Genomic DNA, 24,716 nt, shown 5'->3' on the forward strand with positions numbered 1-24,716 from the left:
TGAGCCGCACCGGCGGTCGCGGCTACAGGTGGTGCCGCAGATGATGTAGCCGGGTCGCGAAGTCGGGGTGGGTGGAGAGCAGCCGCGCAGGAGTCGACTCCCGCTCCATCCTCTGTCCCATGACGGCGAGCGCCTTCTGCCGAGTCCGGACCTCGTTCGCATGCATGATCTGCAGCACCTCGGCCAGCTTCGGTGCGAATCCGAGCGCGGCGGCGTGGCGGTCGGCACGCAGTTCGGCACGGCGTCCCACCGCTGCCGACAGATACGGAAACACGAGAAGCAGCGGACACCCGTACAGGACCGCGGCGGCGGTGGATGCGAGTCCGCCGATCGCCAGGAGCAGGACGCCAACGGTGAGGTAGACGGCACACCTGGCCGGTGTGACGACGGAGCGGGCCATTGCGCGGAGGGCGCGCCAGGCCGCCCGGCCCGGCAGCCCGTACCAGTGGCCCAGCAGTGACGACCACGCATGACCGCCGGTGTGGTGACCGAGTTCATGGGCGAGTACGGCGGCCAGCTGGCCACTCGGCAGCTGTTCCACTGTGAACCGGGTGACCCCCACGATGTGGCCTGCGGCGGCGTACGCGTTGAGTTCGTCGCTTTCCTCGATCCAGAGCTGATACAGCGCTCCGTCGATCCCGGCGATGGCCGTCACCTCCCGCCAGACCGGCTCCAGCCGCGCGGCCTCCTGGGGCATCGGGCGCCGGAGCCTGAGCAGGTAGCGGGCGAGAAGGTCCTCCGTGGGCCGGTGGAAGACCAGGGCGCCGGATGCCAGCCAGAGAGCGGCCGGTATCCAGAACGGCAGCCCGAGGCAGCCGTCCAGGATCGAGCTCACGAGCAGCACCACCAGCGTGCTCATCAGGAAGGCGGGCAGTGCCAGCGCCAGCTGTCCGAGTGCGGTGACGTCCACGCGCCGCTGGTGCGCGGTGTAGTACACGCGTCGGCCCGGCCCGTGCTCGTAGATCAAGTCATCGGGCGCGGATGGTGCGGTGGCGGTCCGGTGTGGGTCCGGGCCGTGGTCCGGGGGCGGTACGGCCCCGCCGTTGGGCGGAGATTGCCGGGGGCCGCCGTCCGCCGGTACGGGCCCATTGCCCGGGTCCTGGGGCTGAGGTGCTGGTCGGGTCATGATCATCCCTTTGCGTGAGAGCGTCAGCCGAGAAGGAGCGAGGCGGGGAGCAGGACGGCGCCCACGGAATAGGCGAGCAGCCCCACACGTATCCACTGGTGCTTGCGTACGGCGATCCGGCTGGTTTCAGTCAGGGCCATGACGAGCGCGGTGGCCGGGGCGCATCGGGTGGCGTCGAGCGCTTCCGCCAACCGGTTCTGGCGGGCGGCGCGCCGGATATCCGCGAAGTAGGTGAGCGGGGCCCCGGGGGTCCAGGCGCTGCTGCGGTAGCGCGGGAGCACGGCCATCAGCATGGAGAGCAGCGCCGTCGCCAGCCCGCCGGTGCCTGTCCACCACAGGGCCGTGCCGGGGCCGGAGAGCGCGTTCGGGCGCCACTCGCTGCCCGCCAGCCAGCCGCTGATCACTCCCGCGGTCATGCCGAGCGCGGCGACCAGCACGGACGCCTTGCTGTCGGCCCGTGCGATCTCGGCCCGCAGATCGAGGAGGAGCTGCGTCCCGGCGTCGGTGTTCTGGGCCGGTGGGTTGTCGGTCATGGGCTGCCGTCCTCCTGGTCCGGCGCTCCCGCCACGTCCGTGGCCCCGGGCGTGTCCGCTGTCCTCGGCGCGTTCGCAGCCCTGGACATGTCCGCAGGCTCGGCCGCGTCGGTTGCTCCGCCCCGGTCCGCCGCTCCGGCGGCGTCCGCCGTCGTGTCCTCGGAGGAGACGGAGACGGGGGCCGGCCGGGGGAGAGGAGAGGCTGCGGCAGTCGCCGCCCCGGCCTTGGGCACACCGGTCCTATCTGCTGCTCCGTGCACGTTCTCCGCACCCGCCGACGGCCTGGCCGTGCTCGTCGGTCTCAGGGGAGCGCTGCCATAGCCCGGCGGCGGCTGCCAGCCCGGGAAGGCGCTCAAGGGGGCGCCCGCCTCCGGATCGGCCGCGCGGAACGGTGTCGCGTCGAGCCTGTGCGCGTCCCAGCTGTTCAAGCCGATGCCGTCGGTTCGGTCGATGTCCGGCCGGGATGTGCCACGCATGACCGTCCCCGGCACCGCACGCGGCGCGTCCTCCGGCATCGACACGGTCAGCCGGCCTGCGGCCGTGCTCTGCGCGGTGACCCCGGGCAGGTGCTGGTTCAGCACGTCGATCAGCGCCTGGAGTGCTTTCTTCTTGGGCACCTCCAGCTCGTGGTTCTCCGCGCTGTCGCCGTTCAGCAGCTCGCCGGCCAGCTCCATCTGCGCCTTGATCATGTGCAGCTGGTCCTGGCGCAGGCTGTTCACCACGAGCTTGGTGTCTTCGGGATGGTCGGCCAGATGGAGCGCCCATGCGCGGACCCCACCCTGCTCCAGGTGCTTTTCGTAGAAGGCGATCTTTTCCGCGTTCACCTGCTGCAGTTCCATCTGCCGACGGGCCCGGTAGACCGCCTCCGCGTGCTGCCACTTCTGCTGTCGCAACCTCAGTTCGTGCTGCTGCTCATCGAATTCGGCCGCGCGCCCCCACTGCAGTGCGTCCTGCTCCCTGATGCGCCGGTCGATCGCGGCATCGTGCTCCCTGCCGCGCTGCTCGGTGTGGATCTGCTCGGTGGTCGTGTGGTCGATGGACCTCATACGCCGTACGTGGTCGATGGCCCCCTGGTCCCTGCGCAGCCGTACGGTCCAGGTCACCGCGAGCCCCACCCCGGTGCCGAGCGCACCCTGCGCGCGTACCTCCCGCAGCAGGGCCTGCTCGGCGTCCGCGCTCCGGGAGACGGAGTAGCGGCGGGTGACGGGCCGGGCCGCCTGTTCCAGTTCGCTGATCAGTAGTCGTGGTACGTCACGGTGTCGGCTCGCCACGAACAGCGCGGGATCGACGACCTGCCACGACAGTTCGACGACCACCCCGAACTCGAAGGCGTCGTCGTCGCTCGGCAGGCCGATCTCCTCGCGCACGGGATGGACGCCCATGTCGACCTCGTACACCGAGGTGTACCGCTTCGCGGCGGCCCCGGCCCGGGTCGGCCGGACCGGCGGGAGGTAGGTGTCGTACGAGCCGTCGGGGGCCGAGAAGACCAGGGCGTGGTCGATGCGGGTGAGCGGCCGGCGGGCGAATCCGAAGCGGGACAGCTGCCGGACGGTGACCACCGGGTCGGTCAACCGCGTTCCACGGTCGGCCTGTTGGTCCCAGTCGGGCGGTCGGCGGAACTCGGGCATGGTGCACTCTCCTGTTGCCGTGGATGAGGTCGTGCGGATCAGGGATGTGGGAGTGCGGCCAGCAGCCGGCCTGCGACGGGCGGGGGATCGGTGCCGTCCTCGCCGGGCATGGTCCGCAGGAGATGGCTGAGCCGCTGGTGTTCCGACGACGTGGTGACGAGCGAGCACAGCAGAGCGGCGAGCGCCCACTCCGTTCCGGGGTCGTGGTCCGCCGACAGCACCCAGCGGCGCAGCACGTCGAGGGCGTCCCGGGTGTGGTCGCGGTTCTCCAGAGCGGTGCGCCACAGCTCGGCGATGCCGGTGGCGGCCGGTGTCCGCGCGGCCGACGCCCGCGCGTACCAGGAGAGTACGAGCGGCTGTCCGTGGCGTTCGTCCTGCTCGGTCCGACGACAGGCGCTGATGAAGCCGCCAAGCGCGAGTTCGGTCGCCGGACGGTCGTCGTGCAGCGTCCTGAGCAGCCCCGCGAGCACGTCGTCGCCGGCCGGTGACAGCAGCAACAGCTCTACGGACTCTGCCAGTTGCCCCGACAGGTCCTCGTCGGGTTCCGGCTGTCCTGCCTGGTGCCGGGCCGCCGCGCGCAGCGCCGCCAGGGTCTCGAAGGGGCGCTCCGGGCCGATCAGCCCATGGGCGCGGATGGCCACCCAGCGCAGCGGTGAATCGTCGCTCTCGCACCAGGCGTCGAGAATGCGCGGCACGTTGGGAGTGCCGAGGAAGTGCGCGAGCGTGAGCGCGTTGACGGCGACGAGGCGGTGCCGGTAAAGGCTGGAGGAAGCCCACGGCTCGATTACCAGTGCCATGGCGGACGGCAGATCGGTGTGAGCGAGGACGGCGACGGTGGAGGCGGCGCGGGTGCGGACGAACGGTCGCCCGTCCCCTGCCAGTCGTTGCAGCCAGCGCACGAGCGCGGGCCGTGCCGAGGGGTGACCGGTCCACATCTCGCGCAGCAGCACGAGCGAGGCCCGCTCGTCCCGGTAGGCGGCCTTCACCTGCCGGACCGGACCCCACTCCGTGGCCTCCTCGTCCTCGAACCGACGGGCTCGGGCCAGCTGGAGCCGCTTGCCGATGTGCGTGCCGAAGACCGGGACGGTGGGGAACCGCGCCCCGTTCTCGGTCTCCTGAAGGAAGACGTAGAGCAGATCGCTCAGTTCCGCTGTCAGGGCGTACGGGCCTTCGTCGAAGGCGGCCAGGGCGACGAGGAACGCCTTGTCCCGCAGGTGCAGCACGGTCCCGTCGTCCTCGAACCACTCCTGGACCTGGTTCTCCAACGCGACCAGGGAGAAGTCCCCGAGCTGTGCGGCGTCGGCCTCCCCGGCCGCATACCTCGCCAGAAGCCGGGCGAACTCAGCGGCCTCGCGCGGCTGATGGCTGCGTTCGAGGAACGCGGTCACGGCAGGCAGGGACATCAGCTCCGCCACGTTGTCCTCGCCCACCAGCACGCCCAGGTGCGCGGAGAGGACGTCACGCGGCAGGGGAGCCCGCCAGCTCACCACTGGTACGTCCTCCAGCAGGGCCGTCGGTCCCACGGTGATCACCAGATACGCGTCCTTGCCCAGCTCCTTGCGGGCGGCCAGCAGGTCCGCCTCACGTAGCGGCCGACCGGGCTCGGTGATCAGATCGCAGAGGACATGGCCGGTCCGGCCGTCCCGCGCCTCACCGCCGCCGAGGCCGGCGGCGAGCTGCCCGGGGGTGGTGTCCCGGCCGATCGCCTGGACCGGGTGGGCGCCGACCTGGTGCAGCAGCATGAGCGCGGCGGTCCGCCGGCCCGCGTAATAGGGGCCCGAGACCACCAGGACGTGGTCCTCGCGCAGCCGGTCGACCCACGCCTCGAAGTCGGCACACGCGGGCACGAAACAGGCCGACAGCTCCTCCAGCGTGGACTGCGCGATCTCGCCCGAGGCGTGGAGCGCGGAGGACGTGCCGAACTGGTAGATGATCTCGGTCTTGCCGAGCAGGATGTCCCCGGAGAAGGTGCCGCCGCCGATGCCGTAGTTGATCCCGCCGAAGACGCCCCCGTCGATCTGGGCATCCCCGAATCCCATGGTCCGCGGGGTGTGGTTCGCCAGGTCCCGCCGGGCCGCCCAGGCGGGCTGCGGCTGGTCGGTCTCCTCGGCCGCCTCCCCGTCGCCCTGATGGCCGTTCTGCGCCTCGGAGGTCTGGTCGCCCCCTGCCGAAGGCTGGGGGCCGTGCGGCTGCTCCTCGGCGCTCATCGACGGTCCCCCGGGCCGCCGCCGAGGCGGATGTCTCCGGAGAAGGTGCCGCCGCCGATGCCGTGGTTGGTCCCGCCGAAGACACCTCCGGTGACTGTGGCGCCGCCGAAGTCGAAGGCCTGGGCCGGTGCCTGTGGGGTGTGCGGTGCGGCGTCGGGGGCCGACGGGGCGTCCGCCTGCCCGCTCTCGGGGCGCGGGCGCTCACATGGAACCGGACCGTGCAGCCACGCGGCGAGTGGGCCGTTCTTGCTGTCCACCGTGACGGAGTGGAACTCGTCGGCCGGTACGCCGGTGTGGCTGTGCCGCACGACCCCCCGGTAGACCGGATCGGACACACACAGCGCGAAGTCGTCCGGGCGCTCCCGCAACGCGTCCTTCAGTAACTCCGCGTCCAGCAGCCTGCACGCGTGGTTGAGATCGCTGCCGACCCATCCGTCGAGCTGGTCCACGGCGACGTACCCCGAGGCGACCACTCCGCGCAGCCGCATCTGAGCCGAGGCGGAGGCGCGCCGGTTCTGGCTGCGCAACTGGGCCGGTACTTCGGTCAGCAGCGCCCGCAGCAGGGCGATCACCGAGCAGTTGGCGTCGATCAGCTCCATCACGGAGTCACCGCGGTCCGCCCGCCTGCGCCGGGTCTCGTCGATCCCGGCGGCCAGCAGCGCCCGGTCGTTGAGGTCGTAGAGCATGCGGCGCAGATACGCCTGCTCGACATCGTCCCGCTCGCTGTACTTCTCGATGTCGAGCAGCAGGATTGTGCTGTTCACGGGATCGTTCATGGGGCGCCTCTCGCTCGGGTCTCCGTGGGCCGAAGACACGAGCGTGGGGCCGATGGGACTGTCGTGGTGAGGGCGGATGACTCACTCGCACTGTGACCGTGTGCACAGACTCACGCGCGGCCGCATTACCTCCACGGAGCGTGCGAGGCCCGTTCTACGGGGTATGCGGGGCTTCGCGGACGACCGGTCGGACGGAGTCCTGTGCCCGGGCGATCCGGCGGAGCGCGTCCGGCCGCACGATGACCATCGCCCGCCGCCCGGTCAGTACGATGCCCCGCTCACGCAGGTCCTTCAGCAGCCGCTGGACCATCTCCCTGGACGCCCCGACTGCCCCGGCCAGCTCTTGTTTGCTGAGCGGTATGTCGAGTTCGATGCCTTCGTCCGTGCGGCCACCATGGGTGTGTGCCAGATCCAGCAGCAGGACGGCGAAGCGCTCTCGCACCGTCATCGCCGCGAACTCCAGGCTGCGCCGGTCCGCGGCGCGCGTCCGGTCGGCGGTCAACGCCAGGAGCGTGAGGGAGACCTTGGCGGAGCCTGCCACGAACGCGCGGAACTTCTCGTGGGCCACGACCACGGCCCGTACGGGGGAGAGCGCGGTCACCGTCGCCGAGCGCGGCCGGCCTGTCAACGCGGCCGATTCGCCCACGATGTCGCCGGGACCGCGCAGGGCGTGCAACGCCTCGTAACCGTTCGGCGCGGATGTGGTGACCTTCGTCCATCCGTTGACGATCAGCAGGACGTACGCGGACGGCTCGTCCTGCCTCAGCAGAGGGGTGCGGGAGGCGAAACTCAGTTCGCGGCCCAGTCCGAGCAGGGATACCCGGTCCTCGCGTTCCAGGCGGGCCAGGAAGGGCACACGATCGTCGAGTCCGTCGCCATCGGGTACGTACGCCGCCGCCATCCCGTCCCCCGATCGTCCACCGCGCGGTTCAATGTACTGAAGACGCGTATGGTCGAACGACCAAGGTCGTTTTCCTGCCGTACGCCCGCGGTCGCCTGTCTCAATCCCGTCGGCCGTGAGCTGCGGAAGTCCGGCGTGTCCTGGTGGACAGCATTTGTTTTGACCGGAGTCGACGAGGTAGGTACGCTCAGACCTTGTGCCTGGGGTGTGCCTGGGCTCGTGTGCGTGTCCTCAACCGCATGGCGAGTCCGTCAGTGGCCACCGCAATCTGCGCTCCCTCCTGCCTTGCGGCAGGAGCCTGCAGCATTCGACACACCCGACCGCGTGGGTCGGCGACGTTCCAGGTTAGTTTCACGAACGGCACACAGAAACCGGAGAAGTAGTGCCTACGATCCAGCAGCTGGTCCGGAAGGGCCGGCAGGACAAGGTCGAGAAGAACAAGACGCCCGCACTCGAGGGTTCGCCCCAGCGCCGCGGCGTCTGCACGCGTGTGTTCACGACCACCCCGAAGAAGCCGAACTCGGCACTCCGTAAGGTCGCGCGTGTGCGTCTGACCTCCGGTATCGAGGTCACGGCCTACATCCCGGGTGAGGGACACAACCTGCAGGAGCACTCCATCGTGCTCGTGCGTGGTGGCCGTGTGAAGGACCTGCCGGGTGTTCGTTACAAGATCATCCGCGGCTCCCTTGACACCCAGGGTGTCAAGAACCGCAAGCAGGCCCGCAGCCGCTACGGCGCCAAGAAGGAGAAGTAAGAATGCCTCGTAAGGGCCCCGCCCCGAAGCGCCCGGTCATCATCGACCCGGTCTACGGTTCTCCTCTTGTCACCTCGCTGATCAACAAGATCCTGCTCAACGGCAAGCGTTCCACTGCCGAGCGGATCGTGTACGGCGCCATGGAAGGCCTCCGCGAGAAGACCGGCAACGACCCGGTCATCACGCTGAAGCGCGCGCTTGAGAACGTCAAGCCCTCGCTCGAGGTCAAGTCCCGCCGTGTCGGTGGCGCCACCTACCAGGTGCCGATCGAGGTCAAGCCCGGTCGCGCCTCCACCCTCGCGCTGCGCTGGCTCGTGGGTTACTCCCGCGCCCGCCGCGAGAAGACCATGACCGAGCGCCTCATGAACGAGCTGCTCGACGCCTCCAACGGTCTTGGCGCTGCCGTCAAGAAGCGCGAGGACACCCACAAGATGGCCGAGTCCAACAAGGCCTTCGCGCACTACCGCTGGTAGTCGCTACCCACATCGAGACCGAGAGAAGATTGAGCCTTATGGCCACCACTTCGCTTGACCTGGCCAAGGTCCGCAACATTGGGATCATGGCCCACATCGACGCGGGCAAGACGACCACCACTGAGCGGATCCTGTTCTACACCGGCGTTTCGTACAAGATCGGTGAAGTCCACGACGGCGCTGCCACGATGGACTGGATGGAGCAGGAGCAGGAGCGCGGCATCACGATCACGTCCGCCGCGACGACCTGCCACTGGCCGCTCAATGATGTTGACCACACCATCAACATCATCGACACCCCGGGTCACGTCGACTTCACCGTCGAGGTGGAGCGTTCGCTCCGCGTTCTCGACGGCGCTGTCACCGTGTTCGACGGTGTGGCGGGCGTCGAGCCGCAGTCCGAGACCGTCTGGCGTCAGGCGGACCGCTACGGCGTGCCGCGTATCTGCTTCGTCAACAAGCTCGACCGCACCGGTGCCGAGTTCCACCGCTGCGTCGACATGATCGTCGACCGCCTCGGTGCGGTTCCGCTGGTCATGCAGCTCCCCATCGGCGCCGAGGCCGACTTCAAGGGCGTCGTCGACCTCGTGTCGATGAAGGCCTTTGTGTGGCCGGAAGAGGCCGTCAAGGGCGAGATGTACGACACGGTCGACATCCCGGACACCCACATCGAGGCGGCTCAGGAGTGGCGCGGCAAGCTGCTCGAGGCCGTCTCCGAGAACGACGACCAGATGATGGAGCTGTACCTGGAGGGCGTCGAGCCCACCGAGGAGCAGCTGCACGAGGCGATCCGTCGGATCACCCTCGCATCGAAGGGCGGCGCGGGCTCCGTCACCGTCACCCCGGTGTTCTGTGGCACGGCGTTCAAGAACAAGGGCGTCCAGCCCCTGCTCGACGCGGTTGTCCGCTACCTGCCTTCCCCCCTGGACGTCGAGGCCATCGAGGGCCACGACGTCAAGGACCCCGAGGTTGTCGTCAAGCGCAAGCCTTCGGACGACGAGCCGTTCTCCGGCCTGGCGTTCAAGATCGCGAGCGACCCGCACCTCGGCAAGCTCACCTTCGTCCGGATCTACTCCGGTCGCCTCGAGGCCGGCACCGCGGTGCTGAACTCGGTCAAGGGCAAGAAGGAGCGCATCGGCAAGATCTACCGCATGCACGCGAACAAGCGTGAGGAGATCTCGTCGGTGGGCGCGGGCGACATCATCGCCGTCATGGGCCTGAAGCAGACCACCACCGGTGAGACGCTGTGTGACGACAAGAACCCGGTCATCCTGGAGTCCATGGACTTCCCGGCGCCGGTCATTCAGGTCGCCATCGAGCCCAAGTCCAAGGGTGACCAGGAGAAGCTGGGTGTCGCCATCCAGCGCCTCTCCGAGGAGGACCCGTCCTTCCAGGTGCACTCCGACGAGGAGACCGGCCAGACCATCATCGGTGGTATGGGCGAGCTTCACCTCGAGGTGCTCGTCGACCGCATGAAGCGCGAGTTCCGCGTCGAGGCGAACGTCGGCAAGCCGCAGGTCGCGTACCGCGAGACGATCCGCAAGGCCGTCGAGCGCATCGACTACACGCACAAGAAGCAGACTGGTGGTACCGGCCAGTTCGCGAAGGTGCAGATCGCCCTTGAGCCCATCGAGGGTGGCGACGCGTCCTACGAGTTCGTCAACAAGGTCACCGGTGGCCGCATCCCCCGTGAGTACATTCCCTCGGTGGACGCGGGTGCTCAGGAGGCCATGCAGTTCGGCATCCTGGCCGGCTACGAGATGGTGGGCGTCCGCGTCACCCTTCTCGACGGTGGTTACCACGAGGTCGACTCCTCCGAGCTCGCCTTCAAGATCGCCGGTTCGCAGGCGTTCAAGGAGGGTGCCCGCAAGGCGTCCCCCGTGCTCCTCGAGCCGATGATGGCCGTCGAGGTCACCACGCCCGAGGACTACATGGGCGATGTCATCGGCGACCTCAACTCCCGCCGTGGCCAGATCCAGGCCATGGAGGAGCGCAGCGGCGCTCGCGTCGTGAAGGGCCTCGTGCCCCTCTCGGAGATGTTCGGCTACGTCGGAGACCTCCGCAGCAAGACCTCGGGTCGCGCAAGCTACTCGATGCAGTTCGACTCCTACGCCGAGGTTCCGCGGAACGTCGCCGAGGAGATCATCGCGAAGGCCAAGGGCGAGTAACTCTCCCGAGCTCACGCTTTAGGCTTGTCACCGGAGCCTGGTGGGGCATTCGTCGCAGAGCGCAAGCAATGCGGTGAATGCCCCCGGCCCCGGCATCCCAGCAAAGATCACCTGGCGCCGATGAAGCAAGGCGTACAGAACCACTCCACAGGAGGACCCAGTGGCGAAGGCGAAGTTCGAGCGGACTAAGCCGCACGTCAACATCGGCACCATCGGTCACATTGACCACGGTAAGACGACCCTCACGGCCGCCATTACCAAGGTGCTGCACGACGCGTACCCGGACCTGAACGAGGCCTCGGCCTTCGACCAGATCGACAAGGCTCCCGAGGAGCGCCAGCGCGGTATCACGATCTCGATCGCGCACGTCGAGTACCAGACGGAGTCGCGTCACTACGCGCACGTCGACTGCCCGGGTCACGCCGACTACATCAAGAACATGATCACGGGTGCGGCGCAGATGGACGGCGCCATCCTCGTGGTCGCCGCCACCGACGGCCCGATGCCGCAGACCAAGGAGCACGTGCTCCTGGCCCGCCAGGTCGGCGTTCCGTACATCGTTGTCGCCCTGAACAAGGCCGACATGGTGGACGACGAGGAGATCCTGGAGCTCGTCGAGCTCGAGGTCCGTGAGCTCCTCTCCGAGTACGAGTTCCCGGGCGACGACCTTCCGGTCGTCAAGGTCTCGGCGCTCAAGGCTCTTGAGGGCGACAAGGAGTGGGGCCAGACCGTCCTCGACCTGATGAAGGCCGTCGACGAGTCGATCCCGCAGCCCGAGCGCGACGTCGACAAGCCGTTCCTGATGCCGATCGAGGACGTCTTCACGATCACCGGTCGTGGCACCGTCGTCACCGGTCGTATCGAGCGTGGTGTCCTGAAGGTCAACGAGACCGTCGACATCGTCGGTATCAAGACCGAGAAGACCACCACCACGGTCACCGGCATCGAGATGTTCCGCAAGCTGCTCGACGAGGGCCAGGCCGGTGAGAACGTCGGTCTGCTCCTCCGTGGCATCAAGCGCGAGGACGTCGAGCGCGGCCAGGTCATCATCAAGCCCGGTTCGGTCACGCCGCACACCGAGTTCGAGGCCCAGGCCTACATCCTGTCGAAGGACGAGGGTGGCCGTCACACCCCCTTCTTCAACAACTACCGCCCGCAGTTCTACTTCCGTACCACGGACGTGACGGGCGTTGTGACCCTTCCCGAGGGCACCGAGATGGTCATGCCGGGCGACAACACCGTCATGAACGTCTCGCTGATCCAGCCCGTCGCCATGGAAGAGGGCCTGAAGTTCGCCATCCGTGAGGGTGGCCGGACCGTGGGCGCCGGCCAGGTCACCAAGATCGTCAAGTAATTACCTGACTGTCTGACCTGGTTGCTCCGCACAGAGCACCAAGAAGGGCCCCGGCCCGCCGCGCAAGCGGTGGACCGGGGCCCTTCGGCATGTTCTGAGACTTCTCAGGGGCGCCAGAGCCACGGCAGGGCGTCGGGCCCCAGGGCCACCACCGTCGGCCGCCCGTCCCTGCCGACCTGCAGCGCGGGTCCGTCCAGCGCCACCGGCCCGCGCTCGCGTACGGAGATCCCTTGGGACGTACGGAGCTGGATCAGGCCCTTCTCTGTGCGGCCGAGCAGCACCGGGCCGCGCGGCGACCCCGCGGCGGACACCGGCCCGTACCCGTCGAAGCCCACCCGGTCCTTGATCAGCCGCCCATAGCCGTCGATGCCGGTCTCGTCAGCCGTCTCCCCGGTCATTACGGTCGTCAGAGCGGCCTTCGCCGCCGCGCGGTAGAACAGCTCGACGGTCCCGTCCGCACCGGGCAGCGCGGCCGGGCCGTCCCCCGGCACCGGTACACCGCTGATCTGGGTGCGTGCGGTGACCTCGTCCCCGGGCGCGTCCTGGGTCCAGTGATGCACCGCGTAACGGCCCGCCGCGAAGACATGGACACACCCCGCGTCGTCCACCACAGCGGCCAGCCCGTCCTGGACCTCGCGGCCGCCGGTGTCCCGCCACTCGCTCCACCGGCCGTCCGTGTCCCGTACCCGCGTACTGAGGCCCTTCTCCGCGTTCCGCACGAAGAGATGGACGCGCCCGTCGGGCGCGGCGACCGCGACCGGTACTCCGATCCGGCGCCCGCCGTCGTGATCACGCACCGGGTTCCCCAGCCCCTGCCAGGCACGGAAGCCGCCGCCGGGAAAGCGCTGCTCCAGCGCGACGATCTCGCGTTCGTTGTCCGCCCCGTGCCCGCTGAGCGCCGCGAACCGCAGTCCGAAGAGAAATTGCCGCCCGTCCGGCAGGGTCGCGCTGCCCAGGACCGGGGCGAGCGGGCCGCCGCCGAGGTCGTCCGGCGTGTCCCACACCCCGCTGCCCGGCGCGCTCTCGCGCCAGCGCACCGCCCGCAGCCCCAGCACCCCGTATGCGACGAGCCTGCCGTCCGGGTCGGTGGCGACGGCGGGACGTGGGCCCGGGTAGCGGTAGTGGGTGGACCGTACCCAGCCCTTCCGGTTGGTCAGCGGCCGGTTGCCACCCACGTTGTAGTCCCCGCAGCCCGCGGAGTTGCCGCAGCGCCAGCGGATCGAACCCCCGTACGGCACCAGGTGCGAGGCCTTCTCCGCCAGCACGGCGGGTGGCAGATTCTTCGGCCAGTGCCGGTTGTAGTAGCCGCGGAACGCCGTGGTGGCGAAGCTCGGCACCGCACCGCCGTCCTCGGTGGCCTGTGCCACCCACCGGATCAGCGCCGTCCAGGTGAACAGCGCGGTCGCGGTGTGGTCGGGGTGGTCGGAGTAGCCCTGCTGCTCGCTGTCCCGGCGGCGGACGAGTTCGCTGCTGTGCTGGACGTCGGGGTCCGGGTCCATGGTGTGCACCGTGCTGGGCCGGAACCGGTCGAACAGCCCGGCCAGGACGTCGATCAGCCCGTCGTACGTGTACGAACCGGCCCGCTTCAACGGGGAGTCGTCTGCGACGACGGTCGGCAGGACGAGCCTGCGGTCCTGCCAGAGGCTGGGCAGCCCGAGACGCCCGTACGAGGTGTGTATGGCGGTGTTGACGAAGATCAGCCGGACCTTGCGGCCGCCATTGCTGAGGCTGTTGATCTCGGCGCGGTGGTTGCCGTGCAGACCGATGACGGACTTCTGCCAGTCCGTGAACCTGCCGAGGCCCAGCAGCGTCGCGTACGCCTGCCGGAGCCCCTGATGACGGGAGGAGGAGTACGCGGCCTTGTCGGGGGCGGGCAGCGGGCGGCCGGGTGCGCGGTTGATGCCGGTGGCCTCGCCCGCGGTCAGATAGACACAGACCAGCGGTGTTCCGGTGTCGAGGGCCTGCTGCGTGTCCGGGTTCATGAAGTACAGGTCGTCGTCCGGGTGGGCGAGGATCTGCATCATCAGGGCCGGGCGCGAGGTGCTGATCGGCAGGCCGGGCGTCGGATCCGCGGTGGGGTTGCGGCGGCGGGGCGGCGAAGGCGCGGTGCAGGCGCTGAGGGCTGCCGGGCTCATCGCACCGGCCGCCGCCGTCAGCAGAGTGCGCCGCGGCACTCCTGCGAGAGATGCGCGCAACGCAGGTCGATCCGTCACACCTTGCTCCGTCCACTTCCCCCGCAGCGGGCGGCTGTGCGGCCCTGTGCTGCGTGCCGAGTCCGTGCAGGCGGCGGCGGGGAGCCGGCCGCTGCTGCGGGGGATAACGGAGATTCCCAGGGGTGGGTTACCTGGGTTTTTACGGGTGTGGGCCGAAGGGCCCGGACGGCCTAGCGTGCGGGCATGCGCACCATGAACACGTCGATCGGGTCCTGTCGTTCCTCGGTGAACCCGTGCCGTTCGTAGAGCGCGCGGGCGGCGCTGCCCTGCAGCACGTCCAGGCGCACGGGCATGCCTTCCTCATCGGCCCGCGCGAGCAGCGAGCGCAGCACGGCGGTGCCGATGCCGCGGCCCTGGAGGGTGGGGGAGAGGTAGAAATTCTCCAGCCACAGCCCGTCCTCGACCGGCCGCAGAGTGACGCAGCCCGCGAACTCGCCGTCCGCGACGACGACCGAGGTGTGCTCCGGTGCGTAGACGTCCCGCAGCCGCTGCCGTACGCGGTGCTCGTCGTAGCGCCCGAGTCGCTCCAGGTCGGGGCGCATCACGGTGGCCCTGAGCTCGGCGATGACCTCGACGTCCTCCGGTTCGGCGGGGCGCAGGGTCCAGGCCGCAATGGTGCTCTCGTTCACGGCTGGATTCTCGCAGGCGGGTTCCCGCCGGTTTCCGTCACCGCAGCTCCGGCGCCGCGCCCCGGCCCGTCCGGCGCAGGCCCGCTTCAGGGATGCCACGCAGCAGCCGGACGCCGATCTCCGCGAGCCGGGCCTCGTCCGGCGGGGTCCGCCCCAGGCCGATGGCGTACTGGATGTGGGACGCGTCTGCGCCGGACGGGCGGGGCCAGGCGTGGGGGTCCTGCCCGTGCCCGGGAGGGGTGCTGCACGGGCAGGCGCTCAGGCTCTGCGGAGAAGGCCGTCGGGGCCGGTCAGCCAGCGCAAGTGGTCGACCAGCCTGCCGACCGTCCGCGAGTCGTGCAGGATGACGCCGAGCTCGACGTTGCGGTTGAGGCCGCGACGGGGTTCGGGCTCCGCGCCCACCAGCGGCACCGCGACTTCGCGTCTCTCGCGGGCCTGGTGCACCACGTCGACGGCCTCATCGCCTACGCGCTCGGCACGGAGGCCGCGTGGGCCGAGCCGGTGCGAGAGCGGTGGCAGTCGATCCTGGACACGCAGGGCCGGCCGCTCGGCTGAGAGCGATACAACGGCGCGGCGTCAGCGTTTGTCGCTGAGGGTGGAGCGGCCGGCGGTCGTCAGGCCGCTCTGCGCGGGGCTGCCATGCCGCACCTCCCAGGGCGGGGCTCCCTGGGAGGTGATTCCGGCACATCGGCTACAGCTGCTCCGTTGACGATGTTGCCTTGCCGGACGGAACCGGCCTGTCAGTGAAGACGGTCAGGTGCCACGCGCCGTCTACCCTGACCACGCTGAAGGAGTCCTGTGTTGTCTCGCCGGATTTCTCCTTCGCTGTCAGCTTTGCCGATCCGGCGTCCGGCCCCATGTCGAGGTCAATCTGAATCTCCGTGATCGAGAGTCCTCGACCGCCCTTGTCGGCGAGGATCCGACCGGCTTCCCGGCGAGCCCGGGAGTCGTCAGGAATGCCGCCCACTTCGATCAGGTGATCCGCGTCGCGTGAATTCAGAGCATCCACGTAGGACTCGACTGCGTTGCGTGCGCCTTTCTTGCCCTCTTCGGCGCTGCCTGAACTTTTATCGGAGCCGCACGCGGACAAAAGAAGTGCCGTCAATATCGTGATGACGAGTCGCCGTCGGTGCATTGTCTCTCCCCGGAATGTCACGCTAGGCCCTTTGGTGAACCTGTCAGGTTCGGTGTGCGTACCACCAGGCACCCCCGTGATCAGCCACAAGCTTCTTCAGGCTCTTGTTGTGCGTGTTGGTGGTGTGGTAAGTGAGGTACGGAACTCCGTTGTACTTCTTGGTGACGATCATGCTGTGGTTGATGTTCCCGTTACGGTCCCAGTCGGCTTGCAGAACATCAGAACTGGCGAGTTTGTACACGTTGTCGAGCGATTTGGTTCGCTTCGAGTGTTTTATCGTGAACCAGTACCAATTCTCTGCGCCGGCCCAGGTGTAGCTCGTTGATTGTGATCACGGAATGGCTCATTCCTTGAGGAGTCCGGGCGGCGACCACCAGGCTTTTCCACTGTTGTGTGGCCGGCGGTTGCCCGGGCCCTGTGCGGTGCGTCCGACGATGGCTGCGGCGATGTTCTCGGGGACGGGTCCTGGAGTTGCGGGCGGAGCGGCTGGTGGTTGTCAGGCCGTTCTGCGCAGGTCTGTCTGTTCGGCGCGGCAGTCGCGGCAGTGGCCGGGGTGGCGGGAGCGGAAGGCGCGGTCGCAGTGGTCGCAGTTCTGGAGCGGGATGACGATGACGCCGGGGCGTGCGCGTGCCGCGACGTCCTGGGCTCCCGGGAGCGGTGGTGGCAGGAGCGTCGTGATCCGGTGGCGGAGGAGCTTCGCCGGGTGTTTCAGGGGGACGGGGAGATCGGTGGTGAGGGCGTGGCGGATGGTGTCGGGGTGGGCGTCGCGTTCGAGCCAGGTGGCGACGCCGGGGGCGAGGGTGTGGATGTCGTTCTCGGCGAGGACGAGTTGAGGCGCGTGGCGGCGCAGGTCGGCGAGGAGTGCGGTGGCCACGCGCTGGAGCTCCGGCGTGAGTTCCTGCGGCTGGGGGAGCGGCGGTGGCGGCGTCGTGTGCGTGGTGGGGGCCGGTGCGAGGACGGGGGTGGGCTGCGGCGCGGGTGCCGGGGGTGGTGCGGGGCGCGGTTCGGGGGCGGTCTCGCGTGGTGGCTGTGGTGTGGGCAGCGGGGCTGCCGGTTTGCTGCGCCTGGTCCGTGGCTGCGGCGCTGCGGCGGTGGACGCGTCGGCGCCGGGCTGGTTGTACGAGACGGTGCGGGTGACGATGCGGCCGTCGGCGAGGCGTACGCGGCTGCGGTGGAGGTAGCCGTGGGCTTCGAGTTCGCGCAGGGCGGCGGCGATGCGGGTCTCGCTCTCGGGGAAGCGTTCGGCGAGGCGCTTGATGCCGATCCTGGCTCCGGCGGGGAGCGACTGGATGTGGGCGGCGAGGCCGATCGCGGTGAGGGAGAGTCCTCGGTGCTGGGCGAGGTGGTTGCCGATGACAGTGAAGCCTGCGGCATGCCGGAAGTTGATGTGGATGACACCGGATGACGGTGTGGTGTCTCCGGGTACGGAGGACGGGCCGCGCGGGGGCGCGGTAATCTGCGGGGTATCCATCGGGAAGGCTCTTCTTCCTCGGTGGTCAGGCCCCCGGTTGAGACTACGAATCTCGGTCGGGGGCCGTCGCATGTCTGGAGTTGTCGCGGCGAGCATATGCCAGCCAACCCGCATGAAATCCAGCCCAGTTGTCCCATGTCACCCGAGTGAGTGACGGGAGCGGGGGTGGGGTCGGGTTTGGGTGGGGAGGGTGATTTCCCCAGGTTCTTTAAAGCTTTATGCGTCGTGGAGCGCGGGGACGTGGTTCACCGGGTTGTGGGTTTCCGCGACCCGGTGGAGCGGTCGCGGTACGAGGCCGGGTTCGGCCCAGATCTTGGCACCTCGGCGGGTGGGGGAGAGCGACACGGTGAATTGCCGTGTGGGAGTGGAATGTTCGGTTCGGGTGATTTCTTGTGGCAGGTCTCTCAGCGTGGCTGGGCGTACGTACCGTGAAGAGCAATGAGCCCCCTGCGTCCGGGGGGTTGTCCAGGGCTTGTCCAGTGTTGTCCCGGCTGTCCGGGGTGACGTACCGGGGACACCAGGGGGTTGGGTCAAGAACGGTAAGCGCGTCGGAAGTGGGGCACGGATGAGCGTGGATGAGGCCGGTACGGAGCGAGGGGACACCGGGGCGGACGAACCGGGCTGGGACGTCGATCCCGATGACGAGCCGGGGGCGGCCGTGGTCGCGGCGGTGGGCCGCCAGATCAAGGCCTGGCGGGAGGCGGCGGGACTGCGGGCCGGCGAGTTCGGAGCCGCGATCGGGTACGGAGAAGACCAGATCTACAAGGTGGAGGGTGGCCGTCGTATCCCCCGCCCGGAGCTCCTGGACAGAGCGGACGAGGTGCTGGGGGCGGGCGGGAAGATCGCCGCGATGAAGCAGGACGTGGCGGAGGTCCGGTACCCGAAGAAGATCCGGGATCTGGCGGGCGTGGAAGCGAAGGCGGTCGAGATTGCGGCCTATGTGGCGCACGGACTGCATGGGCTGTTGCAGACTCCGGGCCATGCGCGGGCACTGTTCGACCGGAGCTCGGACAGTTCCACCCGGGCCAGCGAGGCGTCCGGGAAGCCGCGCAGAATCTCCGCCCCGATCTCCGCCAGTCGGTGCCCGTCGGGCGGTGTGGCGCCCAGGCCGATCGCGTATCCCGCCCGGCCGTCGGCGGTGAGGGGGCGCGGCCAGATACGGGAGTCCGGGGCACCCGCCCCGGCGAGGGCGGCGGCCAGGGAGAGGAGACGGCCGCGCAGCCGCCCCTCGTCCGTGCCGTGCCGCACGGAGACGATCGCCCAGGCGGCGTGGCGCTGACGCAGCGGCGGCGGGGCGCAGAGCAGGGCGTGCGGTACGGGGTCGGAGTCGGCGGCGGACTCCAGGATCTCCCAGGCGCGGAAGAGTTCCTCGGCGATGAGGTCGCGGCCTGCGGGGGAGACCTGCGAGGTGCAGGAGCGGACGGGGGCGGTCGGAGTCAGCACGGTGAGGGGGCGTTCGTCCGCCTCCCCGGAGCCGACCGGCCGGCTCCAGTCCCACGCGGCCCAGGTCGCGAAGAAGTGACGGAGCAGGGGGAGCGGCGGCAGCTCGCCCGCCTCGTGGGCGGTGCGGGCCGCCAGTACGGACCAGGCGAGGCCGGGCAGTCCGCCGCACGGTGCGGAGTCCAGGCCGCGTGCCCGGGCCCAGGCCTTCACCTCGCGCGCGAGGCGGGTGAACGCGGCCCGGTGCGGGTCCGCCGCCGCGAGCACCGCGTCCGCGTCGCTCACCGCACTGAGCGCCGTGGCCGCCGCCTCGCCCAGTTCGCTGCGGCGGGCGACCGCCACGTCGGGGGAGAGGCCGACGGTCGCGACGATCACCAGGTCCACCCGCAGCCCGTCGAGGCAGAAACGCAGACCGGGTATGCGCGCACCGGTCACCTCGCGCAGATCGACGGCCTCCGGCAGGGCAGCGGTCAGCCGCTCCCGTATCCCCGGGAGATCCCCGTCACCGGGCAGCGCCGCGACCAGGTCCACATCGGCGCCGGGCAGCGCACAGCCCATCCGCCGCGAGCCGACCGGATGGACGCGGCCCTCGGGCAGGGCGGCGGCCACCCGGCGGACGATCTCCGCCGCGTCGGCTTCCGATCCGTCCTCCGCCGCACCGGTCAGCTCGACCCGCACCCCGAAGTGGTCCGACACGTACAGCCCGTCCGGGGTCGGTACATCGCCCAGCAGCGCCGCCGACACGGGCCGCAGCCGCTCCGAGCGGACCAGCACCCGGTCCAGCCGGGACACACGCCTCGTCAGCGAGGAGACGGCGGCCAGCGGATTGACGGACGGATCGAAGGTCGGCGTCCGGTCGCCCGCGCCGTGCACCCGGATCCAGGCGTCCGCCATCCCCAGCCGGTCCTGCGGAGTGTCGCCGCCGTCGTTGAAGTCGCCGAGCAATATCACATCACCCTCGATCGCGGCCAACCCCGCTGCCAGATCGGCCAGTTCGGCATCGCGCCGGCCGGCGCCGTTCGCCGAGTGGTCGCTGCTGAGGTGGGTGACGGCGACCGTGACCGGTCCTTCCGCGGTCTCCACGACCACGGCGGCGACCGCCTTGTGCGGGCCGAGGACATGCAGGCCCGCCTCCCGCACGGGGACTCTGCTGAGCAGCAGCAGACCGCAGTCGGCGACATCCCGGCCGGCCGGTTCTGCCCAGAGGACGTAGCTCTCGCGGACCCAGGGCGTGGCCAGAAGCAGGTCGAGCAGGGCGGGTTCGGCCTCCTGGAGAGCGATGACATCCGCGTCCGCCGCGCGCAGGGCGTCGAGGAGCAGTGGCCGGCGCCGGGCGGTGTCGATGCGGTCGCTGTCGTAGCGGTCCCAGAGGGTGTTCCAGGTCAGCAGCGCCAGGGAAGCGGACTGCGCGGGCGCCGGTGCGCCCTCGGGCGCCGGTGTCCAGGCGGCCTCCGGTACGGAGTACGCGTGCGGCGTACGGGAGGTGAAGTACGGGGACGGCAGCCGGCGCGGGGTGCGTACCCGTCCGGCGTCCGCCGCGTCGATCCGGTCCACGCCCGAGGACCGGTCCCACACCACCTCACCATCGGCCTCGAAGAACAGCACCCGGTGCCAGGGAATGTCCCCGCCGGGCGTGAACCGGGGCAGCGGCACCCGCTTGGGCACGGTCCCGCGCTGCGCCACGCCCATCACGAAGCGCGCCGGGTCGAACCGGGCGTCCCAGCGGACCCGGTGGTAGATCTCCTCGCTGGTACGCATCTACGCCCTGTCCTCCACGGTTCCGCTCGCGCCGATGTACCAGGTGCGGTGCGCCTGGCCGGGGTACGGGGGTACGAACCGGTGCAGCTGCGAGGTCAGCACCTGAGGGGGCACCGGGTGGGTGCGGCGTTCGTTGCGCCGGATCAGTTCCGCCTCGTCGACCAGGGCCACGGCGTGGGTGAGCAGCGCGTCCCTGCGCCGGGCGACCGCATGCACCAGGGAGCGCTGGTGCGCGTTGAGCGAGGTGGCGTCCCAGACGACCGTGCCACCCGCGGCGAGCGCGGTGTCCAGCCGGTCGAGCCCTTCGCGCAGCACCTCCCCGTTGGCCTTCTGATCGGCGCGTGATCCCCGGGCCAGCCGCAGATCGTCGAGCGAGAGATACGTGTCGACACCGGGCAGAGCGCGCGCGAAGGTGCTCTTGCCGCTGCCGGAGGGGCCGACGAGATGGACCAGGCGCGGGAAGTCCCCGGTCCGCCACCGCCACGTCGCGGCGACGGCCTCCTCGGCAGTGGTGACCCGGCCCAGGGCGTACGCCTCACGTGCCTGTGCCCGGCAGCGGTCGGCGGCCGCCGGCTCCAGATCCGCGAATGCCTCGCGCAGCCCGTCCGGCTCCCGTACGTCCTCCGCGTGCAGCGCCGACCACTCCACCTGTTCGCGCGTCCCGTCGGTGTCCGCCACGGCGGCGGCCAGCGCGTGCAGCAGAGGCAGATCGGCGGCGAACGACATCCGGACCAGGCCGGTCCTGCGCTCCTCGTCCGGGTACGGGCGGTGCAGTGCTGGGTGCAGTCCGACGAGATCCGCGATGCGCCGGGCCGATGGCATCCCCAGCGCCCCCGCCAGCGCGGGCGCCAGCTCCGCACGCCGTCCGCGGTGCAGCAGCGCGGCCAGTACGCCGGTCAGCCGGTCGTCGCCCGTCCGGCCCAACGCGTCGAGGGAATCGCCCATCGCCACGGCAGCCCCGGCGTCACCCGGTGCCGTGCCTGCCGCGTCGGCCAGTGCCGCCGCGTCGACCGGTGCCCCCGACCGCACGGCCCACAGGGCGGCGGCCGGGCCGAGCCCGTTCTCCACGACGGAGGAGTGCATCCAGTGCGTATCGGTCTGTACATGGCCGGGCCGCACCCACTTCGCCACACGGCGCCCGAAGTCCGGTGCGTCGAAGCCGTCCGCAGGCCGTACGACGTACCCCTCCTGCCGTCCGGTGTCCGGCCTCAACGCCCGCAGCACCTTCTCGGCCCGCGCGTCGAACACTCCGCGCCACAGCACCGGCGGCACCGGAATCCCCAGCTCGCGCAGGAAGACGACGGTCCGGTCCCAGCCCAGGCAGTGCTCCCCGTCCCAGACGGAGAAGCCGTAGAAGAAGCTCTCCAGGCCCTCGTACGGGATCGAATGGCGCGCGAACATGTTCTCCCCGCACACCCGCCACCCCTCGGGTATACGGGCCCCGATCCGGCCCTGCAGCGCCTTCACCCACCCCCGCGAGGGGTGATGGGCGGAATCGAGCGAGCGGGCGTGGAGTCCGTCGGCGTAGAGCGTGGTGTTCTCGCCGTCCAGCTTCTCCGTGACGACGACCTCGCGACCGGTCAGCCCGGACAGGTCCGCGATCCGTACGTCGTCCGAGGTGGCCCCCGGGGACCAGGGCAGATGCGCGGTGCGCGGATAGTGCGTACGCATGATCGATGCCCCTGATGACGACGGCGTGCCCGGCCGGTCACTGTAGGGGCGGGGCCGTACGGCGCTCGACCGAATTACGATGAGCGGTGCCCGGCATTGCTCCCGCTGCACGCCCGCGTTTGACCGAATGACCACGCGGGGTAAGATCCTCCGCCCGATTGGCCAGGCTCACGCCCCGTATGGCACACTGACCAGGTTGCTCGGTTGAGTGTCAATGCTGCGCGCCTCCCGCCGGGAGGACCGGAAGCGAGTCCCACAGTACTCGTCGACCCCCTGCGGGTCGGACGTACGGGAATCTTCCGGGAAGCGTCAGTGGGGCACCGGCCAGGCACCCGGTGGGTGTTCCGCCCCCGGTCCAGCGGTCCTCGGGCCCGCACCCCCTTGGTTGGGAAATCCTTCGGGAGATCTGCGTAGAGGGGATGCGACACGCCCGACCGCGTGGGTCGGAGACGGAGTCCTTAGAACCCCCGGGTTCCAGAGCGTTACGAGAGACAGGACTACTAGTAGCCATGGCGGGACAGAAGATCCGCATCCGGCTCAAGGCCTACGACCACGAGGTCATCGACTCCTCGGCGAAGAAGATCGTCGAGACGGTGACCCGCACTGGTGCGTCGGTCGCGGGCCCGGTGCCGCTGCCCACTGAGAAGAACGTGTACTGCGTCATCAAGTCGCCGCACAAGTACAAGGACTCGCGCGAGCACTTCGAGATGCGCACGCACAAGCGCCTCATCGACATCCTCGACCCCACGCCGAAGACGGTTGACTCGCTGATGCGTCTCGACCTGCCGGCGGGCGTCGACATCGAGATCAAGCTCTGAGGTGACGCGCGAGATGGCTAAGAACATTAAGGGCGTCCTGGGCGAGAAGCTCGGCATGACCCAGGTCTGGGACGAGAACAACCGGGTCGTCCCGGTGACCGTCGTCAAGGCCGGGCCCTGCGTCGTCACCCAGGTCCGCACCAACGACAGCGACGGCTACGAGTCGGTCCAGATCGCCTTCGGCGAGATCGACCCGCGCAAGGTGAACAAGCCCCTCAAGGGCCACTTCGCCAAGGCCGACGTGACCCCGCGCCGCCACCTGGTGGAGCTCCGCACCCCTGACGCCAGCGAGTACACGCTGGGCCAGGAGGTCACTGCCGAGGTGTTCGAGTCCGGCGTCAAGGTTGACGTCACGGGCAAGAGCAAGGGCAAGGGCTTCGCCGGTGTGATGAAGCGTCACAACTTCAAGGGTGGCAAGGCGTCCCACGGTGCCCACCGTGTGCACCGCATGCCCGGCTCCATCGGTGGCTGTGCCACCCCCGGCCGTGTCTTCAAGGGCATGCGCATGGCGGGTCGCATGGGCAACGAGCGTGTCACCACCCAGAACCTGACCATCCACGCGGTTGACGCGGAGAAGGGTCTGCTCCTCATCAAGGGCGCAGTCCCCGGTCCGAACGGCGGCCTCGTCCTGGTCCGTACCGCGGCCAAGGGGGCTTGAGGTAATGAGCACCATTGACATCCTTTCGCCGGCAGGCGACAAGGCCGGTACCGTCGAGCTCCCCTCGGAGATCTTCGACGCGAAGACCAGCGTTCCGCTGATCCACCAGGTCGTCGTCGCACAGCTGGCAGCTGCCCGTCAGGGCACGCACAAGACCAAGACCCGCGGCGAAGTCCGTGGTGGTGGCCGCAAGCCGTACCGCCAGAAGGGCACCGGCCGCGCGCGCCAGGGTTCGACCCGTGCGCCGCAGTTCGCCGGCGGTGGCGTCGTCCACGGCCCGCAGCCGCGTGACTACTCGCAGCGGACCCCGAAGAAGATGAAGGCCGCCGCCCTGCGCGGTGCCCTCTCCGACCGGGCACGCCACTCCCGTATCCACGTCGTCACCGGCGTGGTCGACGGTGCAGTCTCCACGAAGGCCGCCAAGACGCTGTTCGGCAAGATCTCGGAGCGCAAGAACCTGCTCCTGGTCGTCGACCGCGCCGACGAGGCCGCGTGGCTGTCCGCCCGCAACCTGCCCCAGGTGCACATCCTGGAGCCGGGCCAGCTGAACACGTACGACGTGATCGTCTCTGACGACGTGGTCTTCACCCAGGCCGCCTTCGAGTCCTTCGTGTCTGGCCCCCAGACCGCTGAGACCGAAGGGAGCGACGCCTGATGAGCGAGGCGACCGTTACCAGCAAGACCTACTCGGACCCGCGCGACGTTCTCGTCAAGCCGGTCGTTTCCGAGAAGAGCTACGCGCTGCTCGACGAGAACAAGTACACGTTCATCGTCGCGCCCGGCTCCAACAAGACCCAGATCAAGCAGGCCGTGGAAGCGGTCTTCTCGGTCAAGGTCACCGGGGTCAACACGATCAACCGGCAGGGTAAGCGCAAGCGCACCAAGACCGGTTTCGGCAAGCGCGCTGACACCAAGCGCGCCATCGTGACCCTCGCCGAGGGCGACCGTATCGACATCTTCGGCGGCCCGACCTCCTGACGGAGGTCGAGTCGTCCGGAATCGG

Annotated in this window: 21 protein-coding genes and 2 pseudogenes; 10 read left to right on the top strand and 13 right to left on the bottom strand. The window is 69.6% G+C overall.

Going from position 1 to position 24,716, the window contains the following annotated elements:
* Nucleotides 1-22: 22 nt before the first annotated feature.
* From ACFVYE_RS39750 to ACFVYE_RS39775, 6 genes are all read right to left on the bottom strand, one after another.
* Complete coding sequence (locus ACFVYE_RS39750) at nucleotides 23-1,126, bottom strand: M48 family metalloprotease (protein ID WP_389608601.1); 1,104 nt, start codon at nucleotides 1,124-1,126, stop codon at nucleotides 23-25.
* 23 nt (nucleotides 1,127-1,149) lie between these two features.
* The gene (locus tag ACFVYE_RS39755) at nucleotides 1,150-1,659 is read right to left on the bottom strand and encodes a Pycsar system effector family protein (RefSeq protein WP_383971075.1); all 510 of its coding nucleotides are present in this window, start codon (nucleotides 1,657-1,659) and stop codon (nucleotides 1,150-1,152) included.
* Nucleotides 1,656-3,287, bottom strand: coding sequence for a hypothetical protein (locus ACFVYE_RS39760; protein WP_389608602.1), 1,632 nt, complete (start codon nucleotides 3,285-3,287; stop codon nucleotides 1,656-1,658). The genes ACFVYE_RS39755 and ACFVYE_RS39760 overlap by 4 nt, the downstream gene beginning before the upstream one ends.
* A 38-nt stretch (nucleotides 3,288-3,325) precedes the next feature.
* A complete protein-coding gene (locus ACFVYE_RS39765) occupies nucleotides 3,326-5,494 on the bottom strand; it encodes a hypothetical protein (protein ID WP_389608603.1) in 2,169 nt (722 codons plus the stop codon).
* The gene (locus tag ACFVYE_RS39770; RefSeq protein WP_383971084.1) at nucleotides 5,491-6,270 is read right to left on the bottom strand and encodes a hypothetical protein; all 780 of its coding nucleotides are present in this window, start codon (nucleotides 6,268-6,270) and stop codon (nucleotides 5,491-5,493) included. The genes ACFVYE_RS39765 and ACFVYE_RS39770 overlap by 4 nt, the downstream gene beginning before the upstream one ends.
* A 154-nt stretch (nucleotides 6,271-6,424) precedes the next feature.
* Nucleotides 6,425-7,171 carry a Crp/Fnr family transcriptional regulator gene (locus ACFVYE_RS39775; RefSeq protein WP_383971087.1) on the bottom strand — a complete coding sequence of 249 codons (747 nt, stop codon included), beginning with the start codon at nucleotides 7,169-7,171 and terminating at the stop codon, nucleotides 6,425-6,427.
* A 382-nt stretch (nucleotides 7,172-7,553) separates the two neighbouring features.
* Between ACFVYE_RS39775 and rpsL the strand changes: the two genes are divergently transcribed.
* The 4 genes from rpsL to tuf all read left to right on the top strand — a co-directional run bounded on the left by rpsL (nucleotide 7,554) and on the right by tuf (nucleotide 11,920).
* Nucleotides 7,554-7,925, top strand: coding sequence for a 30S ribosomal protein S12 (gene rpsL, locus ACFVYE_RS39780; RefSeq protein WP_003948652.1), 372 nt, complete (start codon nucleotides 7,554-7,556; stop codon nucleotides 7,923-7,925).
* A 2-nt stretch (nucleotides 7,926-7,927) separates the two neighbouring features.
* A complete protein-coding gene (gene rpsG, locus ACFVYE_RS39785; protein WP_093897234.1) occupies nucleotides 7,928-8,398 on the top strand; it encodes a 30S ribosomal protein S7 in 471 nt (156 codons plus the stop codon).
* Nucleotides 8,399-8,436: 38 nt separating this feature from the next.
* A complete protein-coding gene (fusA, locus tag ACFVYE_RS39790) occupies nucleotides 8,437-10,566 on the top strand; it encodes an elongation factor G (protein WP_383971089.1) in 2,130 nt (709 codons plus the stop codon).
* A 160-nt stretch (nucleotides 10,567-10,726) separates the two neighbouring features.
* Entirely contained in the window at nucleotides 10,727-11,920 is a 1,194-nt protein-coding gene (gene tuf, locus ACFVYE_RS39795) for an elongation factor Tu (RefSeq protein ID WP_093897236.1), read from the top strand.
* Between the two features lie 104 nt (nucleotides 11,921-12,024).
* Here tuf and ACFVYE_RS39800 read toward each other — a convergent pair whose 3' ends face one another.
* Complete coding sequence (locus ACFVYE_RS39800; protein ID WP_389608607.1) at nucleotides 12,025-14,094, bottom strand: PIG-L family deacetylase; 2,070 nt, start codon at nucleotides 14,092-14,094, stop codon at nucleotides 12,025-12,027.
* 209 nt (nucleotides 14,095-14,303) lie between these two features.
* Nucleotides 14,304-14,762: a GNAT family N-acetyltransferase gene (locus ACFVYE_RS39805; RefSeq protein WP_389608604.1), complete on the bottom strand. Its 459-nt coding sequence runs from the start codon at nucleotides 14,760-14,762 to the stop codon at nucleotides 14,304-14,306.
* Between the two features lie 303 nt (nucleotides 14,763-15,065).
* Here ACFVYE_RS39805 and ACFVYE_RS39810 point away from each other — a divergent pair, with 303 nt between their 5' ends.
* On the top strand, nucleotides 15,066-15,317 hold the full coding sequence (locus ACFVYE_RS39810; RefSeq protein ID WP_383972814.1) for a hypothetical protein: 252 nt from the start codon (nucleotides 15,066-15,068) through the stop codon (nucleotides 15,315-15,317).
* A gap of 136 nt (nucleotides 15,318-15,453) precedes the next feature.
* On the opposite strand, the gene ACFVYE_RS39815 is transcribed toward ACFVYE_RS39810, so the two are convergent.
* The 3 genes and pseudogenes from ACFVYE_RS39815 to ACFVYE_RS39825 form a co-directional block, all read right to left on the bottom strand.
* Nucleotides 15,454-15,897, bottom strand: coding sequence for a hypothetical protein (locus tag ACFVYE_RS39815; RefSeq protein ID WP_389608605.1), 444 nt, complete (start codon nucleotides 15,895-15,897; stop codon nucleotides 15,454-15,456).
* Between the two features lie 43 nt (nucleotides 15,898-15,940).
* Nucleotides 15,941-16,210: pseudogene (locus ACFVYE_RS39820) on the bottom strand (amidase domain-containing protein); the annotation flags it as partial.
* Nucleotides 16,211-16,393: 183 nt separating this feature from the next.
* The gene (locus ACFVYE_RS39825; protein ID WP_383972818.1) at nucleotides 16,394-17,368 is read right to left on the bottom strand and encodes a helix-turn-helix domain-containing protein; all 975 of its coding nucleotides are present in this window, start codon (nucleotides 17,366-17,368) and stop codon (nucleotides 16,394-16,396) included.
* A gap of 565 nt (nucleotides 17,369-17,933) precedes the next feature.
* Here ACFVYE_RS39825 and ACFVYE_RS39830 point away from each other — a divergent pair.
* Nucleotides 17,934-18,365 (top strand): annotated as a pseudogene (locus ACFVYE_RS39830) (Scr1 family TA system antitoxin-like transcriptional regulator); the annotation flags it as partial.
* Here ACFVYE_RS39830 and ACFVYE_RS39835 read toward each other — a convergent pair.
* The gene (locus tag ACFVYE_RS39835; protein WP_389608606.1) at nucleotides 18,305-20,566 is read right to left on the bottom strand and encodes a poly(A) polymerase; all 2,262 of its coding nucleotides are present in this window, start codon (nucleotides 20,564-20,566) and stop codon (nucleotides 18,305-18,307) included. The pseudogene ACFVYE_RS39830 and the gene ACFVYE_RS39835 overlap by 61 nt on opposite strands.
* Entirely contained in the window at nucleotides 20,567-22,237 is a 1,671-nt protein-coding gene (locus ACFVYE_RS39840; protein ID WP_383972822.1) for an RNA ligase family protein, read from the bottom strand.
* A gap of 509 nt (nucleotides 22,238-22,746) precedes the next feature.
* On the opposite strand from ACFVYE_RS39840, the gene rpsJ reads away from it, so the two are divergent.
* The 4 genes from rpsJ to rplW are packed head-to-tail and all read left to right on the top strand — an operon-like array spanning nucleotide 22,747 to nucleotide 24,691.
* Nucleotides 22,747-23,055, top strand: coding sequence for a 30S ribosomal protein S10 (rpsJ, locus tag ACFVYE_RS39845; RefSeq protein ID WP_003948644.1), 309 nt, complete (start codon nucleotides 22,747-22,749; stop codon nucleotides 23,053-23,055).
* 13 nt (nucleotides 23,056-23,068) lie between these two features.
* A complete protein-coding gene (rplC, locus tag ACFVYE_RS39850; protein ID WP_031080467.1) occupies nucleotides 23,069-23,713 on the top strand; it encodes a 50S ribosomal protein L3 in 645 nt (214 codons plus the stop codon).
* A gap of 4 nt (nucleotides 23,714-23,717) precedes the next feature.
* Entirely contained in the window at nucleotides 23,718-24,368 is a 651-nt protein-coding gene (gene rplD / locus ACFVYE_RS39855) for a 50S ribosomal protein L4 (RefSeq protein WP_093897249.1), read from the top strand.
* The gene (gene rplW, locus ACFVYE_RS39860; protein WP_014154589.1) at nucleotides 24,368-24,691 is read left to right on the top strand and encodes a 50S ribosomal protein L23; all 324 of its coding nucleotides are present in this window, start codon (nucleotides 24,368-24,370) and stop codon (nucleotides 24,689-24,691) included. The genes rplD and rplW overlap by 1 nt, the downstream gene beginning before the upstream one ends.
* Nucleotides 24,692-24,716: the final 25 nt, after the last annotated feature.

The sequence above is a fragment of the Streptomyces sp. NPDC058239 genome (assembly GCF_042882185.1).
Classification (GTDB): Bacteria; Actinomycetota; Actinomycetes; order Streptomycetales; family Streptomycetaceae; genus Streptomyces.

What these genes read in the sequence shown, in the direction of transcription:
- ACFVYE_RS39755 (WP_383971075.1), bottom strand. Translation starts at nt 1,659, where the DNA reads ATGACCGACAACCCACCGGCCCAGAACACCGACGCCGGGACGCAGCTC.
- rpsG (WP_093897234.1), top strand. Translation starts at nt 7,928, where the DNA reads ATGCCTCGTAAGGGCCCCGCCCCGAAGCGCCCGGTCATCATCGACCCG.
- ACFVYE_RS39770 (WP_383971084.1), bottom strand. Translation starts at nt 6,270, where the DNA reads ATGAACGATCCCGTGAACAGCACAATCCTGCTGCTCGACATCGAGAAG.
- ACFVYE_RS39835 (WP_389608606.1), bottom strand. Translation starts at nt 20,566, where the DNA reads ATGCGTACCAGCGAGGAGATCTACCACCGGGTCCGCTGGGACGCCCGG.
- ACFVYE_RS39775 (WP_383971087.1), bottom strand. Translation starts at nt 7,171, where the DNA reads ATGGCGGCGGCGTACGTACCCGATGGCGACGGACTCGACGATCGTGTG.
- fusA (WP_383971089.1), top strand. Translation starts at nt 8,437, where the DNA reads ATGGCCACCACTTCGCTTGACCTGGCCAAGGTCCGCAACATTGGGATC.
- rplC (WP_031080467.1), top strand. Translation starts at nt 23,069, where the DNA reads ATGGCTAAGAACATTAAGGGCGTCCTGGGCGAGAAGCTCGGCATGACC.
- rplW (WP_014154589.1), top strand. Translation starts at nt 24,368, where the DNA reads ATGAGCGAGGCGACCGTTACCAGCAAGACCTACTCGGACCCGCGCGAC.
- ACFVYE_RS39840 (WP_383972822.1), bottom strand. Translation starts at nt 22,237, where the DNA reads ATGCGTACGCACTATCCGCGCACCGCGCATCTGCCCTGGTCCCCGGGG.
- ACFVYE_RS39760 (WP_389608602.1), bottom strand. Translation starts at nt 3,287, where the DNA reads ATGCCCGAGTTCCGCCGACCGCCCGACTGGGACCAACAGGCCGACCGT.
- rplD (WP_093897249.1), top strand. Translation starts at nt 23,718, where the DNA reads ATGAGCACCATTGACATCCTTTCGCCGGCAGGCGACAAGGCCGGTACC.
- ACFVYE_RS39815 (WP_389608605.1), bottom strand. Translation starts at nt 15,897, where the DNA reads ATGCACCGACGGCGACTCGTCATCACGATATTGACGGCACTTCTTTTG.
- ACFVYE_RS39825 (WP_383972818.1), bottom strand. Translation starts at nt 17,368, where the DNA reads ATGGATACCCCGCAGATTACCGCGCCCCCGCGCGGCCCGTCCTCCGTA.
- ACFVYE_RS39765 (WP_389608603.1), bottom strand. Translation starts at nt 5,494, where the DNA reads ATGAGCGCCGAGGAGCAGCCGCACGGCCCCCAGCCTTCGGCAGGGGGC.
- ACFVYE_RS39750 (WP_389608601.1), bottom strand. Translation starts at nt 1,126, where the DNA reads ATGACCCGACCAGCACCTCAGCCCCAGGACCCGGGCAATGGGCCCGTA.
- rpsJ (WP_003948644.1), top strand. Translation starts at nt 22,747, where the DNA reads ATGGCGGGACAGAAGATCCGCATCCGGCTCAAGGCCTACGACCACGAG.